At 65.4% G+C, this 17,036-nt stretch carries 13 protein-coding genes and 1 pseudogene; 8 read left to right on the top strand and 6 right to left on the bottom strand.

Features of this window, described 5'->3' with window-relative positions; translation table 11 throughout:
* Nucleotides 1–33 precede the first annotated feature (33 nt).
* The gene (locus ODI_RS01705; RefSeq protein WP_067756005.1) at nucleotides 34–999 is read left to right on the top strand and encodes a Bug family tripartite tricarboxylate transporter substrate binding protein; all 966 of its coding nucleotides are present in this window, start codon (nucleotides 34–36) and stop codon (nucleotides 997–999) included.
* Nucleotides 1,000–1,064: 65 nt separating this feature from the next.
* Nucleotides 1,065–1,988, top strand: a complete 924-nt coding sequence (locus tag ODI_RS01700) for an SMP-30/gluconolactonase/LRE family protein (RefSeq protein WP_067756002.1) — start codon at nucleotides 1,065–1,067, stop codon at nucleotides 1,986–1,988.
* Between the two features lie 41 nt (nucleotides 1,989–2,029).
* Here ODI_RS01700 and ODI_RS01695 read toward each other — a convergent pair whose 3' ends face one another.
* Together ODI_RS01695 and ODI_RS01690 are read right to left on the bottom strand one after the other, a co-directional pair.
* Nucleotides 2,030–2,833 (bottom strand): formate/nitrite transporter family protein, encoded by an 804-nt coding sequence (locus tag ODI_RS01695; RefSeq protein WP_067756000.1) that lies wholly within the window; start codon nucleotides 2,831–2,833, stop codon nucleotides 2,030–2,032.
* On the bottom strand, nucleotides 2,830–5,133 hold the full coding sequence (locus ODI_RS01690) for an FdhF/YdeP family oxidoreductase (protein ID WP_067755997.1): 2,304 nt from the start codon (nucleotides 5,131–5,133) through the stop codon (nucleotides 2,830–2,832). The genes ODI_RS01695 and ODI_RS01690 overlap by 4 nt, the downstream gene beginning before the upstream one ends.
* 302 nt (nucleotides 5,134–5,435) lie before the next feature.
* On the opposite strand from ODI_RS01690, the gene ODI_RS22605 reads away from it, so the two are divergent.
* The 3 genes from ODI_RS22605 to ycaC all read left to right on the top strand — a co-directional run bounded on the left by ODI_RS22605 (nucleotide 5,436) and on the right by ycaC (nucleotide 7,343).
* Entirely contained in the window at nucleotides 5,436–5,561 is a 126-nt protein-coding gene (locus ODI_RS22605; protein WP_269460524.1) for a hypothetical protein, read from the top strand.
* 120 nt (nucleotides 5,562–5,681) lie between these two features.
* A complete protein-coding gene (locus ODI_RS01685) occupies nucleotides 5,682–6,446 on the top strand; it encodes an SDR family oxidoreductase (protein ID WP_067755994.1) in 765 nt (254 codons plus the stop codon).
* A gap of 261 nt (nucleotides 6,447–6,707) precedes the next feature.
* The gene (gene ycaC, locus ODI_RS01680) at nucleotides 6,708–7,343 is read left to right on the top strand and encodes an isochorismate family cysteine hydrolase YcaC (RefSeq protein ID WP_067755991.1); all 636 of its coding nucleotides are present in this window, start codon (nucleotides 6,708–6,710) and stop codon (nucleotides 7,341–7,343) included.
* A 76-nt stretch (nucleotides 7,344–7,419) separates the two neighbouring features.
* On the opposite strand, the gene ODI_RS01675 is transcribed toward ycaC, so the two are convergent.
* Together ODI_RS01675 and ODI_RS01670 are read right to left on the bottom strand one after the other, a co-directional pair.
* Complete coding sequence (locus tag ODI_RS01675; protein ID WP_067755987.1) at nucleotides 7,420–8,199, bottom strand: MOSC domain-containing protein; 780 nt, start codon at nucleotides 8,197–8,199, stop codon at nucleotides 7,420–7,422.
* 119 nt (nucleotides 8,200–8,318) lie between these two features.
* Complete coding sequence (locus ODI_RS01670; protein WP_067755984.1) at nucleotides 8,319–9,596, bottom strand: MFS transporter; 1,278 nt, start codon at nucleotides 9,594–9,596, stop codon at nucleotides 8,319–8,321.
* Nucleotides 9,597–9,828: 232 nt separating this feature from the next.
* On the opposite strand from ODI_RS01670, the pseudogene ODI_RS01665 reads away from it, so the two are divergent.
* Nucleotides 9,829–10,020, top strand: a pseudogene (locus ODI_RS01665) (MurR/RpiR family transcriptional regulator); the annotation flags it as partial.
* A 280-nt stretch (nucleotides 10,021–10,300) separates the two neighbouring features.
* Here the strand turns inward: ODI_RS01665 and ODI_RS01655 are convergent.
* Both ODI_RS01655 and ODI_RS01650 read right to left on the bottom strand, forming a co-directional pair.
* On the bottom strand, nucleotides 10,301–11,164 hold the full coding sequence (locus ODI_RS01655) for a MurR/RpiR family transcriptional regulator (protein WP_157929693.1): 864 nt from the start codon (nucleotides 11,162–11,164) through the stop codon (nucleotides 10,301–10,303).
* A 129-nt stretch (nucleotides 11,165–11,293) separates the two neighbouring features.
* A complete protein-coding gene (locus ODI_RS01650) occupies nucleotides 11,294–12,451 on the bottom strand; it encodes a Bug family tripartite tricarboxylate transporter substrate binding protein (RefSeq protein ID WP_082985380.1) in 1,158 nt (385 codons plus the stop codon).
* A 114-nt stretch (nucleotides 12,452–12,565) separates the two neighbouring features.
* Between ODI_RS01650 and ODI_RS01645 the strand changes: the two genes are divergently transcribed.
* Both ODI_RS01645 and ODI_RS01640 read left to right on the top strand, forming a co-directional pair.
* A complete protein-coding gene (locus ODI_RS01645; RefSeq protein WP_067755977.1) occupies nucleotides 12,566–16,246 on the top strand; it encodes a hydantoinase B/oxoprolinase family protein in 3,681 nt (1,226 codons plus the stop codon).
* 78 nt (nucleotides 16,247–16,324) lie between these two features.
* Nucleotides 16,325–17,032, top strand: coding sequence for an RraA family protein (locus tag ODI_RS01640; RefSeq protein ID WP_067755975.1), 708 nt, complete (start codon nucleotides 16,325–16,327; stop codon nucleotides 17,030–17,032).
* The last annotated feature ends 4 nt before the right edge of the window (nucleotides 17,033–17,036 follow it).

The following is a 17,036-nucleotide window of genomic DNA, read 5'->3' as shown; positions in this document are numbered from 1 at the left end:
GCAGTCATCATTCCAATAACCGGAGACAACCCCATGACCCCTCGCAACGCCATCGCGGCGATGTGCCTTGCCGCCCTTTCCCTGGTGGGTACAGCCGCCCACGCTGCATTCCCGGAACGGGCCATCACCATCGTCGTGCCCTACGCGCCTGGCGGCGCCTCCGACACCGTCGCCCGCCTGCTCGCCAATCGCATGGCCGACAAACTGGGCACGAGCATCGTCGTCGAGAACAAGCCTGGCGCCAGCGGCACCATCGGCGCCAATTTCGTGGCGCGCGCGCCGGCCGATGGCTACACCGTCCTGTACGACGCCACGCCCTACTCCATCAACCCGCAACTGTTCGCCAAGATGCCCTTCGCCGCGGACGCCCTGCAACCGCTGTCGCTCGTGCTGCTGCAGCCCAACACGCTGATCGTCAAGCCCGACTCGCCCTTCAAGGACGTGACGTCGCTGGTGGAAGCGGCCAAGACCAAGCCCGGCACGATCAATTTCGCCTCCGGCGGCAGCGGCACCGTGCAACGCCTGGCTGCCGAACTGTTCCGCCAGCAGCTGGGCCTGGACATGGTCCACATCCCCTACAAGAGCGGTGGCCCTGCCATCGTCGACGTGATGGGCGGCCAGGTGGACTTCATGTTCAGCACCGTGGCCGCGGCCTATCCGCTGGTCTCCACCGGCAAGCTGCGCGCGCTGGCGGTGTCCTCTGCGCAACGGTCCGGGCGCCTGCCCGACGTTCCCACCGTGGCGGAATCGGGCGTGCCGGGCTACGAAGCCTATGAATGGAACGGCCTGTTCCTGCCCAAGGGCACGCCCGAGGCCGTGAGCGCCAAGCTGCACGCCGTGCTGGTGCAGGTGCTGGATGAGGCGGAGGTCAAGCAGCGCCTGTCGGACCTGGGGGCGCAGCCGGCAGGCTCCACCCCCGCCGACTTCTCAGCCTTCCTGCGGAAGGAAAGCGCCAAGTGGGCAGAGGTCATCGAGGCAGGCAGGATCAGCCTGGATTGAACGATGCCCCGCCGCCATGGCGCCATGGCGGCATTCCCGTCCGGTTTGTCAACACGGTTTCCCGCATGTTCCTGCTCAACGCTCCCCTCGTCAGCGATCTCGCACTGTTCACGTCCCTGCCCGAGGCTTTCCGCCGGCACGCCCGCAGCGACTGGGCCGACGCCAATCGTGGCGGCGCCCTCACGGACTCCTTCCTGGAAGGCCCTGTCTTCGACCGCGCGGGCAACCTGTACGTCACGGACATTCCCTGGGGCCGCATCTTCCGCATCGATCCCGCAGGCGAATGGACGCTGGTCGCCGAGTACGACGGCGAACCCAATGGCATGAAATTCCTGGACAGCGGCACCCTGCTCATCACCGACTACAAGAACGGACTGATGCAGCTGGACATCGCCTCCGGCAAGGTCGCTGCATTCCTGGCACGCCGCAACAGCGAACGCTTCAAGGGCGTGAACGACCTGGTGTTCGACACCGCGGGCAACCTCTACTTCACCGACCAGGGGCAAAGCGGCCTGCATGACCCTTCCGGACGCCTTTACCGACTGAGGCCGAGCGGGCAACTGGACCTGTTGCTGGCCAACGTCCCCAGTCCCAACGGCGTGGCCTTGTCTCCGGATGAACGCGTGCTGTACCTGGCAGTGACGCGCGGCAACTGCGTCTGGCGCGTGCCGCTGCTGCCGGACGGCAGCGTCGCCAAGGTCAGCCAGTTCTTCACGTCCCATGGCGCGAGCGGTCCCGATGGCCTGGCGGTGGACCAGCAGGGCCGCCTGCTGGTCGCCAATCCCGGACTGGGCTACGTGTGGGTGTTGAATCACCGGGCAGAGCCGGTGCAGGTCCTGCGCGGACCCGAGGGATGCTCCACGACCAACCTGGCGTTTGGCGGCGCCGATGGCCGCGACCTGTATGTGACCAACGCCACGCATGGGCAGATCCTGCGCGCGCGGCTCGACGTCGCGGGCCTGCCGCTGTCCTCCGGCGCGAGCCACTGATCGGCCGCGGCCAGCTCCGGGGAAGTGGGCCCTGGACGGCCCTACCCCGCCTGCCGCCCGTAGGCCGCCCAGTAGACGAGCGCCACCAGCGCGCCACCCACCATGTTGCCCGCCGTTGCCGGCCCCAGGTTGCCCAGGATCGCGGGCAGGCTCATCGGCCCCGCGTCGCCGCTCGCGGCCTGCACCATCCACGCGTAGGGCAGCAGGTACATATTGGCGACGGAGTGCTCCAGCCCGGCCGCGACAAACGCCGCGACGGGCAGCATCAGGCCGGCTATCTTCTGCGTGACGGTGCGGCCCGCGGCAGCCAGCCAGACGGCCAGGCACACCAGCATGTTGGCCAGCACGCCGCTGGCGAAAGTGGCCAAGAAGCCGTTGCCGACCTTGTTCCCGCCCAACGCCAGCGCCGCGCGCCCGACCGAGCCTTCGCCCGCCTCATGCAGGCCGGCTCCCATCGCCATCGCCGCCAGGGCCACCGAACCCAGCAGATTGGCCGCATAGACGATGCCCAGCGCGCGGGCCGCCTGCCCCAGTCGAATCCGTCCCGCCGCCACGGGCCCGGCGAACAACATGTTGCCAGTGAAGAGTTCGGCGCCCGCAAGGATCACCAGGGCGAGCCCCAGGGAGAAAACGGCCCCCGCCAGCACCTGGCCCAGCCCGTGGGGCAACGCCTCCGCACCCGCCAGGGCGACGGTCGAGAAAAGGCCCCCCAGGCCGATATAGGCGCCCGCCAACATGCCCAGCATGACGAGCACGCGCGGCGGCAACGCGGCCTTGCCTGCCAGCCCGTCGAACACCTCTTCGAGCAAGGCGGGCGGTGACGGCAAGGAGGTGTCCTGGCTCATCCGCCGCTCCCTGGGGCGCGATCCGGGCCGGCGCGTACCGGCACCGACTTCGCCGCGGGGGTCTTGCTCTGCTCGGCGTACTGCCACAGCGGGATGAGGCCGTTGCACTCGGGGTAGTAGGCCGCGCAGGTGCCGGCCGGCAGGTCATAGTCGATGACCCGCAAGCCGCCCAGGGTGCGCAACACCCCGTCGTCCACCGCCGTCGTCAGCCGCGCGTCGCCGTGCTCGGGAATGCCCAGGCGCTCGCGGTCCTGGCGATTCATCATGATGATCATCCGTGAATCGTGGATGCCGCGCAGCCGGTCGTCGTAGCCATACACCGTGGTGTTGAACTGGTCGTTCGAGCGCAGCGTGACCAGGCGCAGAACGTTCGGGTCCCGACCATCGTCGAAGCTGGACGACAGCGCCTGCGGCAACAGGAAGTGCGCCTTGCCACTGTCGGTTTCCCACTCGCGCCGGCGCGCCGCCACGTCGCGCGGAAAGCCGCCCGGCACGTCAAGGCGCGCGTTGAAGTCGTGGAAGTCCCTGGGAAAGAGGGACGCGATCTCATCCCGCACCCGCGCATAGTCGTCCGCCCATGCGCCCCAGGGCACCTTGGGATTGGGCGGCAGCGCGGCCTTGGCCAATTCCGCCACGATGCGCGGCTCGGACAGCAGGTTCGCGCTGGCGGGCGCGTGCTTGCCGCGCGAGGCATGGATGCAGGTCGTGGAATCTTCCATGGTCACGATCTGCGGCCCCGTGGCCTGCTCATCGATTTCCGACCGCACCAGCGTCGGCAGCAGATAGGTCGTGCCCGCGGTGATGAGATGGCTGCGATTGAGCTTGGTGGCGATCTGCACCGACAGGTCCATGCTGCGCCATGACGCCTCCATGACGGTGGTATCCGGGATGGCCCGGATGAAGTTGCCGCCCAGGCTGATGAACGCCTGGATGCGCCCGGCCACCACTTCCTCGCAGGCCTCCACCGTATTCAGTCCATCCTCGCGCGGCGGCGTGAATCCATAGCGCTCGCCCATGGCGTCCAGCGGCACGAGCGCGGTCTTCTCCGCGATCCCCACCGTGCGCTGACCCTGCACGTTGGAATGGCCGCGCACGGGACAGATGCCCGAGCCTGGCCGGCCGATGTGGCCGCCCATCAGCAGCAGGTTCACCAGCGTCTGCACGTTGTCCAGGCCCAGGCGATGCTGGGTGAGCCCCATGCCATAGATGGCGATCACCGAGCGGGCCCGCGCGAAGGTATCGCCCGCGGCCTCCAGCGCGGCGCGCGGCAGCCCTGACTCGCGCTCGATCTCCGGCCATGCGGTCCTGCGCACCAGGGCTTCGAATTCCGCGAAGCCGGTGGTGTGATGGGCAATGAAGCCTTCGTCGAGCACGCGCGCCCCGCCGGTTTCACGTGCGGCGTCGTCCATGGCCAGCAGGGTCTTGGCCATGCCCATCATGGCCGCGATATCGCCGCCGGCGCGCACCTGGTGATACTGCGTCGCGATCTGGGTGGGAGAGTTGCTCAGCATCTGGCCCGGGTGCTGGGGATTGACGAAGGTCTCCCAGCCGCGCTCGCGCAGCGGATTGAACACCACGATGGGCACGTCGCGCTCACGGGCCAACTGCAGCGAATGCAACAGGCGCGGCGAGTTGGTGCCCACGTTCTGGCCGAAGGACAGGATGCAATCGGTCTGCTCGAAATCTTCCAGCAGCACCGTGCCCACCGGCGTGCCCAGGCTTTGCGCCAGGCCGACCGAGGTGGTCTCGTGGCACATGTTCGAGCTGTCGGGCAGGTTGTTGTTGCCGTACAGCCGCGCCAGCAGCTGGTACATGAACGAGGTTTCCAGCGACGCGCGCCCCGAGGCATAGAACACCACACGCTTGGGGTCGTAGCCCTTGAGCCTGGCGCCGATATCGGCGAACGCTTCGTCCCAGCCCACTGCAATGTACTTGTCGCTGGCCGGGTCGTAGCGCATCGGATGCGTGAGACGCCCCTCATTCTCCAGGTCGAAGTCCTGCCACGCCAGCAGTTCGGTCACCGTGTGGCGCGCGAAGAAATCCGGCGTGGTGCGCTTGGGCGTCAGGTCCCAGAAGGTTGCCTTGGCGCCGTTCTCGCAGAACTCCGCTGTGTGCGGCTCGCCCGGCTTGGCCCAGGCACAGCTGGTGCACATGTATCCCTTGGGCTTGTTGTGTTCGCGCAGCAGGGCGGGGATGCTGGCATACGCCCGCTGGCGCGTCGAATGCTTGACCAGGGACCTCACCGATCCCCATCCGCCCGTGGGCTGGTCGCTGGGCCGATACTTCAGTTCATTCTTCATGCGCGTCCCCTTGTCTGTCGCTGTGCCGAAGCTGTCTATAAGCTGAACGCTAACGGCCAAGGGCACGGCGATCCTGTTTCCCTGTGTGTCGAGGACTCTCCAAGCGCGAGGGGGGGATCCGTCCACTCGCGCCGCCGCAAGGGGGGCACGGCGCCTCGCGCTGGGTTGCCGTGCCAACCTATCGGTAGGACGTTGTCACCACTTTCCCAGCACGCCTTGGCGCATCGATCCTCATCGCCCGCCCGACGAAGGGGCCGGCCTTCGACACCGCGCAAAGCCATGGCAAGCGCGTGCGCATCGACGTGAGCCGTGCGCACTTCTGGGACGTCACAGGTCGAGGTGGCTGGCATGGACGCCGCCAGCGCAACGTGGTCGACTGCTACGGCACGCACGACAAAGCCCAGGCCGGCGACCTGTCCGGGCACTGATCGGCGCGGCGCTGCCGAACCTCCCCCTCGGCCCCGCCCGGGAGGTATGCTCTGCAGGCGCGCCTGCCTGGAGACAGGGGCAGCGCGGATTGCCGTTCACACAACAACAAGGAGTCAACGATGAGTGGTGGAAAAGTCGCCGTGGTCACGGGTGCCGGCTCCGGCATCGGCCGCGCGGTTGCGCTGGCATTGCTGGGAGGAGGCTATCGCGTGGTGCTGGCCGGCAGGCGGGCAGCGAACCTGGAAGAGACGCGCGATGCGGCGCAGGCGACGCACGGCGCGGGCGACCGCGTGCTGTGCGTGCCGACGGACGTGACGGACCCGGCCGCGGTGCGCCGCCTGTTCGACACGGCGGTTGAAGAATTCGGCCGCGTCGACCTGCTTTTCAACAACGCCGGCCGCGGCAATCCGCCGGGCTCCTTCATCGACTGGACGCCGGAGCAATGGCAGGACGTCGTGAACACCAACCTGAACGGCATGTTCTATTGCATCCAGCAGGCCTTCCGCGTCATGCGCGACCAGTCGCCGCGCGGCGGCCGCATCATCAACAACGGCTCGATCTCGGCCCACGCGCCGCGGCCGAACTCCATCGCCTACACCGCCACCAAGCACGCGGTCATGGGCCTGACCAAGACCGCCTCGCTGGACGGCCGCGCCCATGACATCGCGGTCGGACAGATCGACATCGGCAACGCGCTGACGGATCTTGCCGCGCGCATGGGCAAGGGCGTGCCCCAGGCCAATGGCGAGGTGGCGGTCGAGCCGCTGATGGACGTGGCTGTCGTCGGCCAGTCGGTGCTGTACATGGACAGCCTGCCGCTGGAGGCCAACGTGCTGTTCCACACGGTCATGGCCACCAAGATGCCGTTCGTGGGCCGCGGCTGAGCCCGGCCGGCGGTTGCTCCTGCTTGCGCGGTCATGCCCGCGCAAGCATTCCCGCTCCCCCTTGGCCCTCGCTTGGCACGGCTTGGCGCAAGGCCATCGTTCCTATGATAGGACGCTGTACCAAAAAATCGCTATCTACCGGGCCATCGTTCCCTTCTTTAAAGTTCTGCTCATGGACAGCACGCAACGACGCGGTGCTGCAGGACTCCCCCCACCCCGGTGCTCACCCACTACGCAGCACCCACCTGAAGAGAGAACGCCATGACCCAGCCCTACGCCAAGCTCGACAAGAACAACGCCGCCGTCCTGCTCGTGGATCACCAGGCAGGCCTGCTGTCCCTGGTGCGTGACTTCCAGCCCGACCAGTTCAAGAACAACGTCCTGGCCCTGGGCGACCTGGCCAGGTACTTCAACCTGCCCACCATCCTCACCACCAGCTTCGAGCAAGGCCCCAACGGCCCGCTGGTGCAGGAACTGAAGGACCAGTTCCCCGACGCCCCCTACATCGCCCGCCCCGGCCAGATCAATGCCTGGGACAACGAAGACTTCGTCAAGGCCGTGAAGGCCACCGGCAGGAAGCAGCTGATCATCGCCGGCGTCGTCACCGAAGTCTGCGTCGCCTTCCCCGCCCTGTCGGCACTGGAAGAAGGGTTTGAAGTGTTCGTCGTGACCGATGCCTCGGGCACCTTCAACGAAGTCACCCGCGATGCCGCCTGGGACCGCATGTCCCAAGCCGGCGCCCAGCTGATGAGCTGGTTCGGCGTGGCCTGCGAACTGCACCGCGACTGGCGCAACGACATCGAAGGCCTGGGCACGCTGTTCGCCAACCACATCCCCGACTACCGCAACCTGATGGCCAGCTATTCGGCCGTGCAGGCCGCCTCGCAGGGCAAGTGACCTGCGCGACGCCCATGCGAAGACGGCGGGACGGGCCATGGAGGCCTGTCCCGCCGTCTTGTCTCCGATCCGTCGATCAGCCCTGCAGCGTGACGCGGTCCTCGACGCGCACCTCGCCGCCCTTGCGCACTTCACCGTAGACCCCGCACAGCACGTGCCCGAAATGCCTGGATAGCGCGGCGGGGATGGCCAGGTCGCGCTCGGCGGTGACCGGATCCACGTTGACGGCCGGGCAGCGCTTGGTCTGTCGCACGATGCGCAAGGTCGTGTCGCCCACCTGCACGTCCTTGTCCATCCAGTCCATCTCGCTCCACGGCTCGCCGTTGTCGAAGTAGATGTTCGACCGGAAGCGCAGCGGGTTCACCGCCACGCCCATCGCCCGCGACAGATCCCGCACCGAGGCCAGGTTGATGAACGACACCGCGTTCATCAGGGCCTCGGAATTCACGCTGACGTCGGTATATCGGATGCCTTCGGCCGACACGATGGCCGGCGGTCCATCAAGCTCGGCGTCCGCGAGATGATCGGCGATGCGCTGCGCGCACTTCGCCCGGTCCGCCGGGTCGGACAGCCGGTAATGCGTGACGGTGCCTTGCGGATCCTTCACCACCAGCGTCTCGCTATCGTCCAGGTAGCGCGTGGACAGGGCAGCCAGCGCCTCGTGCTTGAGCAGCACCAGGTAATCGGTCTTGGGGCGCGGCGTGAACGTGGCGGCGTCGAAGGTCCACGACCCATTGGTGATGGCGTAGCGGCGATCGGCGGGAATGCCCTTGCCGGCGATGAGATCGACACGGTCCAGCGATTCGCCGGACAGGCCTTTCACCGGAAAACGGAACAGGCTGTGGACGGAACCCATGGATGTTGTGCTCCCCGAGAATGTTGGCGTGGCGCCCGCCGCCTGTGACGCGCCGGGCCGACACGCCACGATATCGCAATCCAGCGCGGCTCGGCACCTGCCTGCGCCCCGGCACGCGATCAGGCCTGCGGCCGGCCCGTCTCCTCGACCGCCTCGCGGTCCAGCGCGCCCTGCACCAGTTCTTCCGTCACGCGCATCTCCACGCCGGTGGGCGACATCTGCGCGGCGGCCGCGAACGGCGCCACAGGCACGGGTTCCGGGCGCTCCTTGCGGCGCCAGACCAGGAAGACCAGCAAGGCCAGGTGCATGCCCGCGAAGGCCCAGAACAGGCCATTCGGTCCCATCCTGGCCATCATGCCGGAAATGGCGATGGGGCTCAGCGCCGAGCCGATCGAGTTGATCAGCAGCAGCCCCTGGATCATCGGCACCAGCGACTCGGCCTGCGCGCGATCCACCGCGTGGCTCACCGCCACCGGATACACCGCGAAAATGCCGCCGCCCGTCAGGAACAGCAGCCCCATCAACAGGACGGGCGTCGGCGGCAGCGCCAGCACCGCCACCGACAGGGCCGTGCACAAGGCGCCCAGGACGATCAGCACCGACAGGCGGCCGCGTTTGTCCGACCAGCGTCCCACCGGATACTGCAGCACCATCGCCCCGAAAATGGTCGCCGCCATCATCGCCCCGATCTCGCCCACCGTCAGGCCGATGCGCTGCAGGTAGAGCGGCAGCAAGGTATAGACGGCGGCAATCGCCAGGCCCGACACAAAGCAGCTGACGACGCCCGTCGGACTCATGCGCAGCAGCCTGAGCGGGGGCAGCGGCTCGACCCGTTCGACGTGCGGCGAGTGGCGCGGCAGCAGCACGATGGGCAACAGCGACCAGATGGCCAGGATGCCCGCCAGGATGAACGGCGCCTCGACGCCCCACGCATCCAGCGCGCCCAATTGCGCCTGCCCGATCATGCTCGAGCCGTACAGGGCGATCATGTAGAAGGCCAGCAGGCGGCCGCGCATCTTCGCGTCGGCGGCCAGCAGCAGCCAGCTTTCCACCACCAGGAACACGCCCACGATGGCCCAGCCGTAGACCAGGCGCAGGAAGAGCCAGCCCCAGACATCCACGAACAGGCTCTGCACCAACACGCTGACGGCGATCAGGGCGGCGAAGCAGCTATAGGCACGAATGTGGCCGATGCGCACGATGAGCCGATCGTTGAAGATCGCGCCCAGCGTCAGGCCGATGAAATACGAGGAAGAGACCAGGCCCACGGCCGTGGCGGAGACGCCGGCGGCGTCCAGCCGCAACGTGGTCAATGAGGCCGCGAAGCCATTGCCGACGCAGACGATGAACAGGCTGAACAGGGGCGCCAGCCCGGTGGCCAGCAGTTGCCGAAACATGGGGGAATCGATCCATCAATGACGGGGCGTCGGCGGGTGGAACCTCCCTGGGGAGGCAAACGCCGACAGCGGGGCCGCGCGTCGCGGCGGCGATTCTACTCTTTCCCGTTGCGTGGCATGGCGGCCCCTGCGTGGGAATCGCGCCACCTCTTGCGCAAGCCTGTCGCATCCGCCCCATTGAATAAAACAACTGTAGCAATTACTAGAGCACAGCCATCGGGAAATTGCCGCCATGACGCTTGCCCGCCGGATCGACAGCCTGACCCATGCTCAGCAGGACCTGGCGCGCTACATCCTCGACCACAACGAGCCGGCCGCCTTCATGACCGCCCGGCAGCTTGCCGACGCGGTGGGCCAGAGCGATGCGGCCGTGGTACGTTTCGCCCAGGCAGTCGGCTACACCGGCTATCCGGAACTGCGCACCGGGCTGCGCGGCGGCCTGCTGGAATCAACGTCGAGCACGGCGACCTGGCGAACCGCCTGCGCGAAAAAAGCGCTGGCCATGCGCAGGATGTCCTTGGCGCGGCGCAGTTCTCGGTTCTCCCGCTCCAACTCCTTTGATGCGCTCTCACCAACTGGTAGTGACGCCTTCGCGCTGGCCACTGCCGACCTCGTGGCGCTTGACCCACGTCAGCAGCCTCTGCGCGGAGCAGCGGTTCTGTCAAGAGTAGAAGCCTCCGCAAAAATCCGGGGCGGTTCGCTATTCATGAAGAATGGTAGTGTATTTGGCTGTAGCGAAACATTCGTTCCACTTCAGCCAAGTTCTTTGCGGCGCGTTTGCGATTCTTTATCAGCACTTCTGAACAAATCGCATTTATCAAAGAAAGCCCGCTAGTTAGCGAAGTTGCTGTGCTGAGTACGGACGTATGCACTGAAAAGAGCACATCTGCCAAGTTCGCCGTGGGCGACATTGGTCCATCCGTGATCGCTATGAGCTTAGCGTGAGCCTCATGCGCGTATTGCATCGCTGCTACCGTCAAGCGAGCATGCCGCGGGAAGCTGATGCCTATCAGTACATCCTGCAGGCCAATATTCCGAAGGGGTTCGAGCGTTTCCCCCCCAAGCGCATCAAGCAACACCACATTACCCAACATCTGTTGCAACTGAAAGTACAGGGAGTGAGCAAGGCAAAGTGAAGTGCGAAGCCCGATGATGTAGATCGTGCGCGCATTGGAGACTATATCAACTGCTTGATCCATGCTTGCAGGCGGAATTCCTCGCTCTGTACGCAGGATATCTTCAATGTCTTGATGAAATAGCTGAGAGTAGGGCCTACCCGAACGCTCACGGTCAGGCGCCGTAAATTTCAACCGTTGCAACGGCTCCAAGTGTCGCCGTATATCACTCTGTAGATCTCGCCTGAAGGCAGGATATCCGGCATAGCCCAGCAACACGGCAAATCGGGATACAGTTGATTCGCTGATGCCCAAGCGCTCGGCCACGCGAGCAGCAGGCAGCATAGCCACGTCTTCGGGTTTTTCCAGCACGAACTGCGCAACCGCACGTGCGCCTTCGCTCATGTTCTCAAGGTTCTTGCGTATGCGATCGTTGAGCTGGGAGGAGAGCATGGCGGAAGCGGGGAACAAGGCGGACCGTGGGCCCGAAAATGCTGCGATCCGGCGAAGAATACCAGAACGCCCCCCTGACTTCGGGGTCCGGGCGCACGGACTTTGCGCCCGGCGCCAGCCCTGGCTAGTTTACTTCTGCACCAGGCCGGCAGCTTTGATCAATGGCGGCAAGGTCTCGTGGCTTTCCTCGAACTGGGTCTGCAATGCGGCGCCACTCAAATACTGCGGAATCATCGCCATGCTTTCCATGGCCCGGATGAACTCCGGATCCTTGGTGGCCTGCTCGACGGCGAGCTCGAGCTTCTTGCGCACCTGTTCGTCCAGTCCCTTGGGTGCAGCCAGGCCCGTCCATACATCGGCATCCCAATCGAAGCCGGCATCCCGGATCGAGGGCACATCCTTGATCGCCTCGATCTTCTTGGCCGAGAACGAGGCCAAGAAACGGACCTTTCCCGAAAGCACATAGGGCAAGGCTTCGCCCGCCAGGGTCGCTACCTTGATCTGGTCGCCGAGCAGCGCCGTAATGACCTGTGCGCCCCCCCCATAAGTGACGAATTCGGTGCTCAAGCCTTTTTCCTGCAGCATGCGCGCGGTGGCCAGGTGCGTGCCCGACCCCAAAGTGGTGATGCCGAACATCACCTTGCCCGGCTCGGCTTGCATGTCGCCCAAGAGATCCTGCAGCGTCTTGTAGGGCGAATCGGCGGGTACGGCCACATAGAGCGTGGTCAACGCATAGTTGGCAATCAGCGAGAAGTCCGTCTTGGCGTCATAGTTGACCGATTGCATGTTGGGTGTGATGACGGCATTGGGCGGCATGAAGACGCCTAAGGTATAGCCGTCGGGCTTGGCGCGGGCCACCTGCCCCAGCGCGATCGACCCGCCGCCGCCGGGCCGGTTCACCACGACCACCGAAGCCCCCGGCAGCGTCTTCTCCAATGCGCGGCCGAGCGCACGCGCCGTAACGTCGATGGAGCCGCCCGCGCTGAACGGCACGAACAATTGGATAGGGCTTGCCGGAAAACTATCTGGAGCGGCAGCCGTGCTCTGGAAGGTCAAGGAAAGGCCGGTTGCCAGCAGCAGGGCACGGCTCCAGGTGGTGATACGACTCATGAAATTCCCCTTTTTCTTGAATGACATAAATACGTCAGTCATAGTATTTAGTTGAGAGAAATACATCACTTTGTGCGGCAAACCGCACAGCATGCAGGCACGTTGAACAGCCGGGGAAATAGCCAAGAGACTTCCCAAGCCGCCCTGAATCCAGTGAAACATACGCATGCCGATCATGCAATATATTTATCTAAAATAAATTGCCATGACAGAAAACTTGCACGATAATTGGGGCTGGATCAACTACCGACGCCAGCCAGGCACCAGGACCATTCAATGAAGCAAGCTCAAATGCGTTTGTCCCTAGGCGTGGACATCGGCGGAACGTTCACCGACATAGTGGCCTTGGACGAAACATCCAACCGTGTCTGGTCATTCAAGGAACTGACCACGCCCCAGGCGCCTGCCCAGGGTGTCGTGCGCGGCATCGCCAAGCTGTTCGAGCGGGAAAGCTTCCGGCTTGACCAGGTAGGCCGTGTCGTCCACGCCACGACACTGTTCACCAATGCCCTGATCGAGCGCCGCGGCGCCAAGGTAGGCTTCATCACCACCGAAGGCTTCCGCGACGTCGTGGCTATCGGCCGAGAACGCAAGTACGACATCTACGACCTGCAGATCGAGATGGTGGCCCCCTTGTGCAGCCTGGAAGCCTCGTACGAAGTGCCCGAACGCATCGACGCCGCAGGCGCCGTGGTGATCCCGCTGGACGAAGCGGTGCTGGTGGCGACGGCCGAACGCGCATTGGCCGATGGCTGCGAAAGCCTGGCTGTGGGCCTGATCAATGCCTATATCAACCCTGCCCATGAAATCGCCGCGCGACGCGTCATCGAGCAACGGTTTCCCGGCGTGCCGCTGTCCATCTCGCACGAGATCGCCAACGAAGCTCGCGAATACGACCGCTTCTGCACGGTGATGGCCAATGCCTACATCCAACCACTGGCCATCGGCTACCTGCAGGTGCTGGCCGGAGAGCTGCGTGCCATGGGCCTGGCTTGTCCGCTGTTTGTCATGCGTTCCAACGGCGGCCTTACGACCGTGCAAGAAGCCTCGCGATCGCCTATCCAATTGTTGGAGTCAGGACCGGCGGCAGGCACCCTGGCCGCCGCCTATTTCGCCAAGCGCAGCGGCTCGGAAAACTTCGTGGCTTTGGACCTGGGTGGCACCACCGCCAAGCTGTGTGCCGTGGAGAACGGCGAACCGCTGGTGTCGCACGTGTTCGAAGCCGCGCGTGAAAAACGCTTTGTGCCCGACAGCGGCCTGCCCATCCGCATCCCCACGATCGACCTGATCGAGATCGGCGCCGGCGGGGGCGGCATTGCCCGCGTGGACAAGCTGGGCCTGCTGAAAGTGGGCCCGACCAGCGCCGGCTCGGAACCCGGCCCGGCTGCCTATGGCCGTGGCGGCGTGCACCCCACGGTCAGCGACGCCAACCTGTTGCTGGGCTACCTGAACCCAGGTTACTTCGCCAACGGCACCATCAACCTGGACCGCAATCGCTCGGACGCCGTATTCGGGCGCCTGAGCCAGGACTTGGATGTTCCGCTGCACGCCGCAGCCGGCGGCGTGCACGACTTGGCAAATGAAAGCATGGCCGCGGCTGCCCGAGTGCATGCGGCGGAACGCGGCCAGGATCCGTCGCGTCTGGCCTTGCTAGTCACGGGCGGCGGCGGCCCGATCCATGGTGGTGGCGTCGCCCGCAAGCTGAAGATATCGACCCTGATCTGCCCCGCCGCCGCCGGCGTGGCGTCGGCCATCGGCCTGGTGCTGGCGCCAGTACGCGTAGACTGCGCGCGCTTCCTGGGCGCGAAGCTGTCTGACCATACCCTACCGACTATTCAAGACGCCTTCGATGCGCTCTCGCGGGAAGGTGCTGCGCAAGTGGCAGACATGCTGCCCGGCCACCCCGCCGCCGACATCGCCTATTTGGCCGAAATGCGCTACGCCGGCCAAGGCTTTGAACTGTCAGTCACGCTGACCGAAGCACTGGCCAGTGTGGACCCGGTGCAATCCATCCGCGCCGCCTTCGAGGCCCAGTACAGCGCGGTGTTTGGCCAGGCGCTGGCGTGGGGCGAAGTGGAGTTGACCATGCTGCGCGTGACGGCGTCGCTCACCCTGGTGGACCCGGACACCGAGCTGAGCTTTCCGGTATCCGGACCGGACATCGGCTTGCAGGCACGTGTAGGAGAACGGGAAATCCTCATTCCCGGCCAGGACCAGGCCACCATGGCTGGCGTCTACCGCTGGCATGCCATTGCCGAAGGTGAGTCGGTGGACGGCCCCGCCGTGGTCGAACAGCCCGGGTCTACCCTGGTGCTGGCCAACGGCGACCGCTTGGTCATGGGCAAGGGTGGCACGGCCATCGTCAGCATTGCCGGCGCCAGCTCGCACAACAAGCATTTCGACAGCGTCAGCCTGGAGATTTTCTGGCGTCGCCTGATCGCCATCGTCGACGAAGCCGCCGCCGCCCTGGTGCGCACCTCGTTCTCGACCGTGGTGCGCGAGTCCGACGACTTCTCGGTGGTGTTGACCGACAAGCATGGCAACGCCTTGGCGCAAGGCACCAAAAGCATCCCGGTCTTCATCGGCAGCCTGCCACGCACGGTGCGGCATTTCATTACGCATTTCGGCCTGGACAACATCCATGAAGGCGATGTCTACGTGACCAACGACGCCTGGCTGGGTACCGGCCACCTGTCGGACATCAACGTGGCTGCGCCCATCTTCCACGACGGCAAGCTGGTGGCCTTCGCGGCCAGCACCGCGCACGCCGTGGACATCGGCGGCAACTCCAATGCCTACGCCATCCCCGACATCTTCCAGGAAGGTTTCCAGATCCCCATCATGAAGCTCAAGTCGCGCGGCGTAGTCAACGAGGCCATCGTGCAACTGCTGGCCAAGAACGTGCGCGCCCCGGACCAGGTGGTGGGCGACCTCTTCGGCCAGATTTCGGCGCTGACGGTGATGGAGCGACGCGTCAAGACCGTGATGCAGGAGTGGAACCTGGCGCACCTGGACGACTTCGCCCGTGAATCGTTCGCGCGCACCGACAACGCCACGCGCAACAGCATCCGTGCCATCCCCAATGGCAGCTACCCAGCCAGCCAGCTCATGGATGGCCTGGGTACGCCACTCAAGCTCAATGCCAAGGTCATCGTCGAGGACGAGCGCATTACGGTGGACTACGACGGCACGACCGACGAGATCCGCGCCGCGCTGAACGTGGCCTATTGCTACACGCATGCCTTCACCGTGTATGCCCTGAAGTGCCTGCTCGATCCGGACAGCCCCAACAACGAAGGTTCCTTCCGTTCACTGGATGTGCTGGCGCCCGAGGGCAGCATCCTGAACCACAACTTCCCACTGTCCGGCGGCAACCGCGCCACCGTCGGCCACTACCTGCCCTCGCTGGTGTTCCAGGCACTGGCCCCTGCCCTACCCGGCAAGATCCAGGCCAGCGCCGGCTCGCCCATATGGGCCATGCTAATCAAGGGGCGCACCGCAGCAGGAGAAAACGTCATGATCAAGGGCTTCTTCAATGGCGGCATGGGCGGCTCGCATGCCCGTCACGGCCTGGCTGCCGTCAGTTGGCCCAGCAACATCTCGGGCGCACCGCTGGAAGTTCTCGAACGCCTGGGACCGGTACGCGTGAACTACCGCCGCCTGCGCACCGGCTCGGGCGGCAAGGGCTGGCACCGCGGAGGAGACGGTATCGACATGGAATTCCTGATTACCGAGGCGGGCACGTACACGCTGAACATGGTGGGCGACCGTGTGCGCCATGGCGCCCCCGGCGTGTTTGGTGGTGGCGAAGGCCAACATGGCCAGGCCCTGCTCAACGGCGAACAGATCGACCTGCGCAAGAGCCACGAATTGAAAAAAGGCGACGTGCTGGTGGTGCGCACCCCCGGCGGAGGCGGATTCGGTTCGCCCGACTGGCAGGCGTGCGATCTGCAGGCCCTGCTGAGCGACTGAATCCCCTTCAAGAACCCAAGCGCTTGCCCTGCGCAACCCACGCACACGTTGCCGGCAGGCCTTACCCAAGGAGCAAACATGTCAATAGGAAACCGTGTCTTTCCCCGCAACTGGCCAAGCCTGGGCGACCTGGTCGAGCAGTACCGCGGTCTGCCCGTGGCCAACATCAGCGACTCGATGCAACGCCTGTCAGGCGGCGGAAGCCGGCTACGCCCGTATCACAATGGCGCCTACCTGTGCGGCCAGGCACTGACCGTGCGCGTGCGCCCCGGTGACAACCTGATGGTGCATCAGGCCATCGAAATGGCGCAGCCTGGAGACGTCATCGTAGTGGAGGCCGGTGGCGACCTGACCAACTCGATCATCGGTGAATTCATCCTTGCCTACGCCGAACGCAAGTCAGTGGCCGGTTTCGTCATCGATGGCGCCATCCGCGACGTAGCCGCCATACGCCAGTCGAACATGCCCGTTTTCGCCGCCGGCGTCACGCATCGCGGCCCCTACAAAGCGGGGCCGGGCGAAATCAACGTGCCGGTGATCCTGGGCCAGATGACCGTGAACCCCGGCGACCTGATCGTGGGGGACGACGATGGCGTTCTGGCCATTGCCGCTGCCGATGCCACCGACCTGTTGCCGGCGGCCCGCAAGAAGCATGGCGCCGAGCAAGGCAGCTGGGATCGTATCCGAGCCGGCAAGGACGACCGGTCGTGGGTCGAGGCCGCCGTGCGTGCCTCGGGCTGTGTTTTCATGCCCGCCGGCGCCAGCGCTGCCGGCAACGCCAAGTAAGGAC

The organism is Orrella dioscoreae (assembly GCF_900089455.2).
Taxonomy (GTDB): Bacteria; Pseudomonadota; Gammaproteobacteria; order Burkholderiales; family Burkholderiaceae_B; genus Orrella; species Orrella dioscoreae.
This window is presented reverse-complemented; position numbering and strand designations above follow the sequence as displayed.

What these genes read in the sequence shown, in the direction of transcription:
- ODI_RS01705 (WP_067756005.1), top strand. Translation starts at nt 34, where the DNA reads ATGACCCCTCGCAACGCCATCGCGGCGATGTGCCTTGCCGCCCTTTCC.
- ODI_RS01700 (WP_067756002.1), top strand. Translation starts at nt 1,065, where the DNA reads ATGTTCCTGCTCAACGCTCCCCTCGTCAGCGATCTCGCACTGTTCACG.
- ODI_RS01695 (WP_067756000.1), bottom strand. Translation starts at nt 2,833, where the DNA reads ATGAGCCAGGACACCTCCTTGCCGTCACCGCCCGCCTTGCTCGAAGAG.
- ODI_RS01690 (WP_067755997.1), bottom strand. Translation starts at nt 5,133, where the DNA reads ATGAAGAATGAACTGAAGTATCGGCCCAGCGACCAGCCCACGGGCGGA.
- ODI_RS01685 (WP_067755994.1), top strand. Translation starts at nt 5,682, where the DNA reads ATGAGTGGTGGAAAAGTCGCCGTGGTCACGGGTGCCGGCTCCGGCATC.
- ycaC (WP_067755991.1), top strand. Translation starts at nt 6,708, where the DNA reads ATGACCCAGCCCTACGCCAAGCTCGACAAGAACAACGCCGCCGTCCTG.
- ODI_RS01675 (WP_067755987.1), bottom strand. Translation starts at nt 8,199, where the DNA reads ATGGGTTCCGTCCACAGCCTGTTCCGTTTTCCGGTGAAAGGCCTGTCC.
- ODI_RS01670 (WP_067755984.1), bottom strand. Translation starts at nt 9,596, where the DNA reads ATGTTTCGGCAACTGCTGGCCACCGGGCTGGCGCCCCTGTTCAGCCTG.
- ODI_RS01655 (WP_157929693.1), bottom strand. Translation starts at nt 11,164, where the DNA reads ATGCTCTCCTCCCAGCTCAACGATCGCATACGCAAGAACCTTGAGAAC.
- ODI_RS01650 (WP_082985380.1), bottom strand. Translation starts at nt 12,451, where the DNA reads ATGATCGGCATGCGTATGTTTCACTGGATTCAGGGCGGCTTGGGAAGT.
- ODI_RS01645 (WP_067755977.1), top strand. Translation starts at nt 12,566, where the DNA reads ATGCGTTTGTCCCTAGGCGTGGACATCGGCGGAACGTTCACCGACATA.
- ODI_RS01640 (WP_067755975.1), top strand. Translation starts at nt 16,325, where the DNA reads ATGTCAATAGGAAACCGTGTCTTTCCCCGCAACTGGCCAAGCCTGGGC.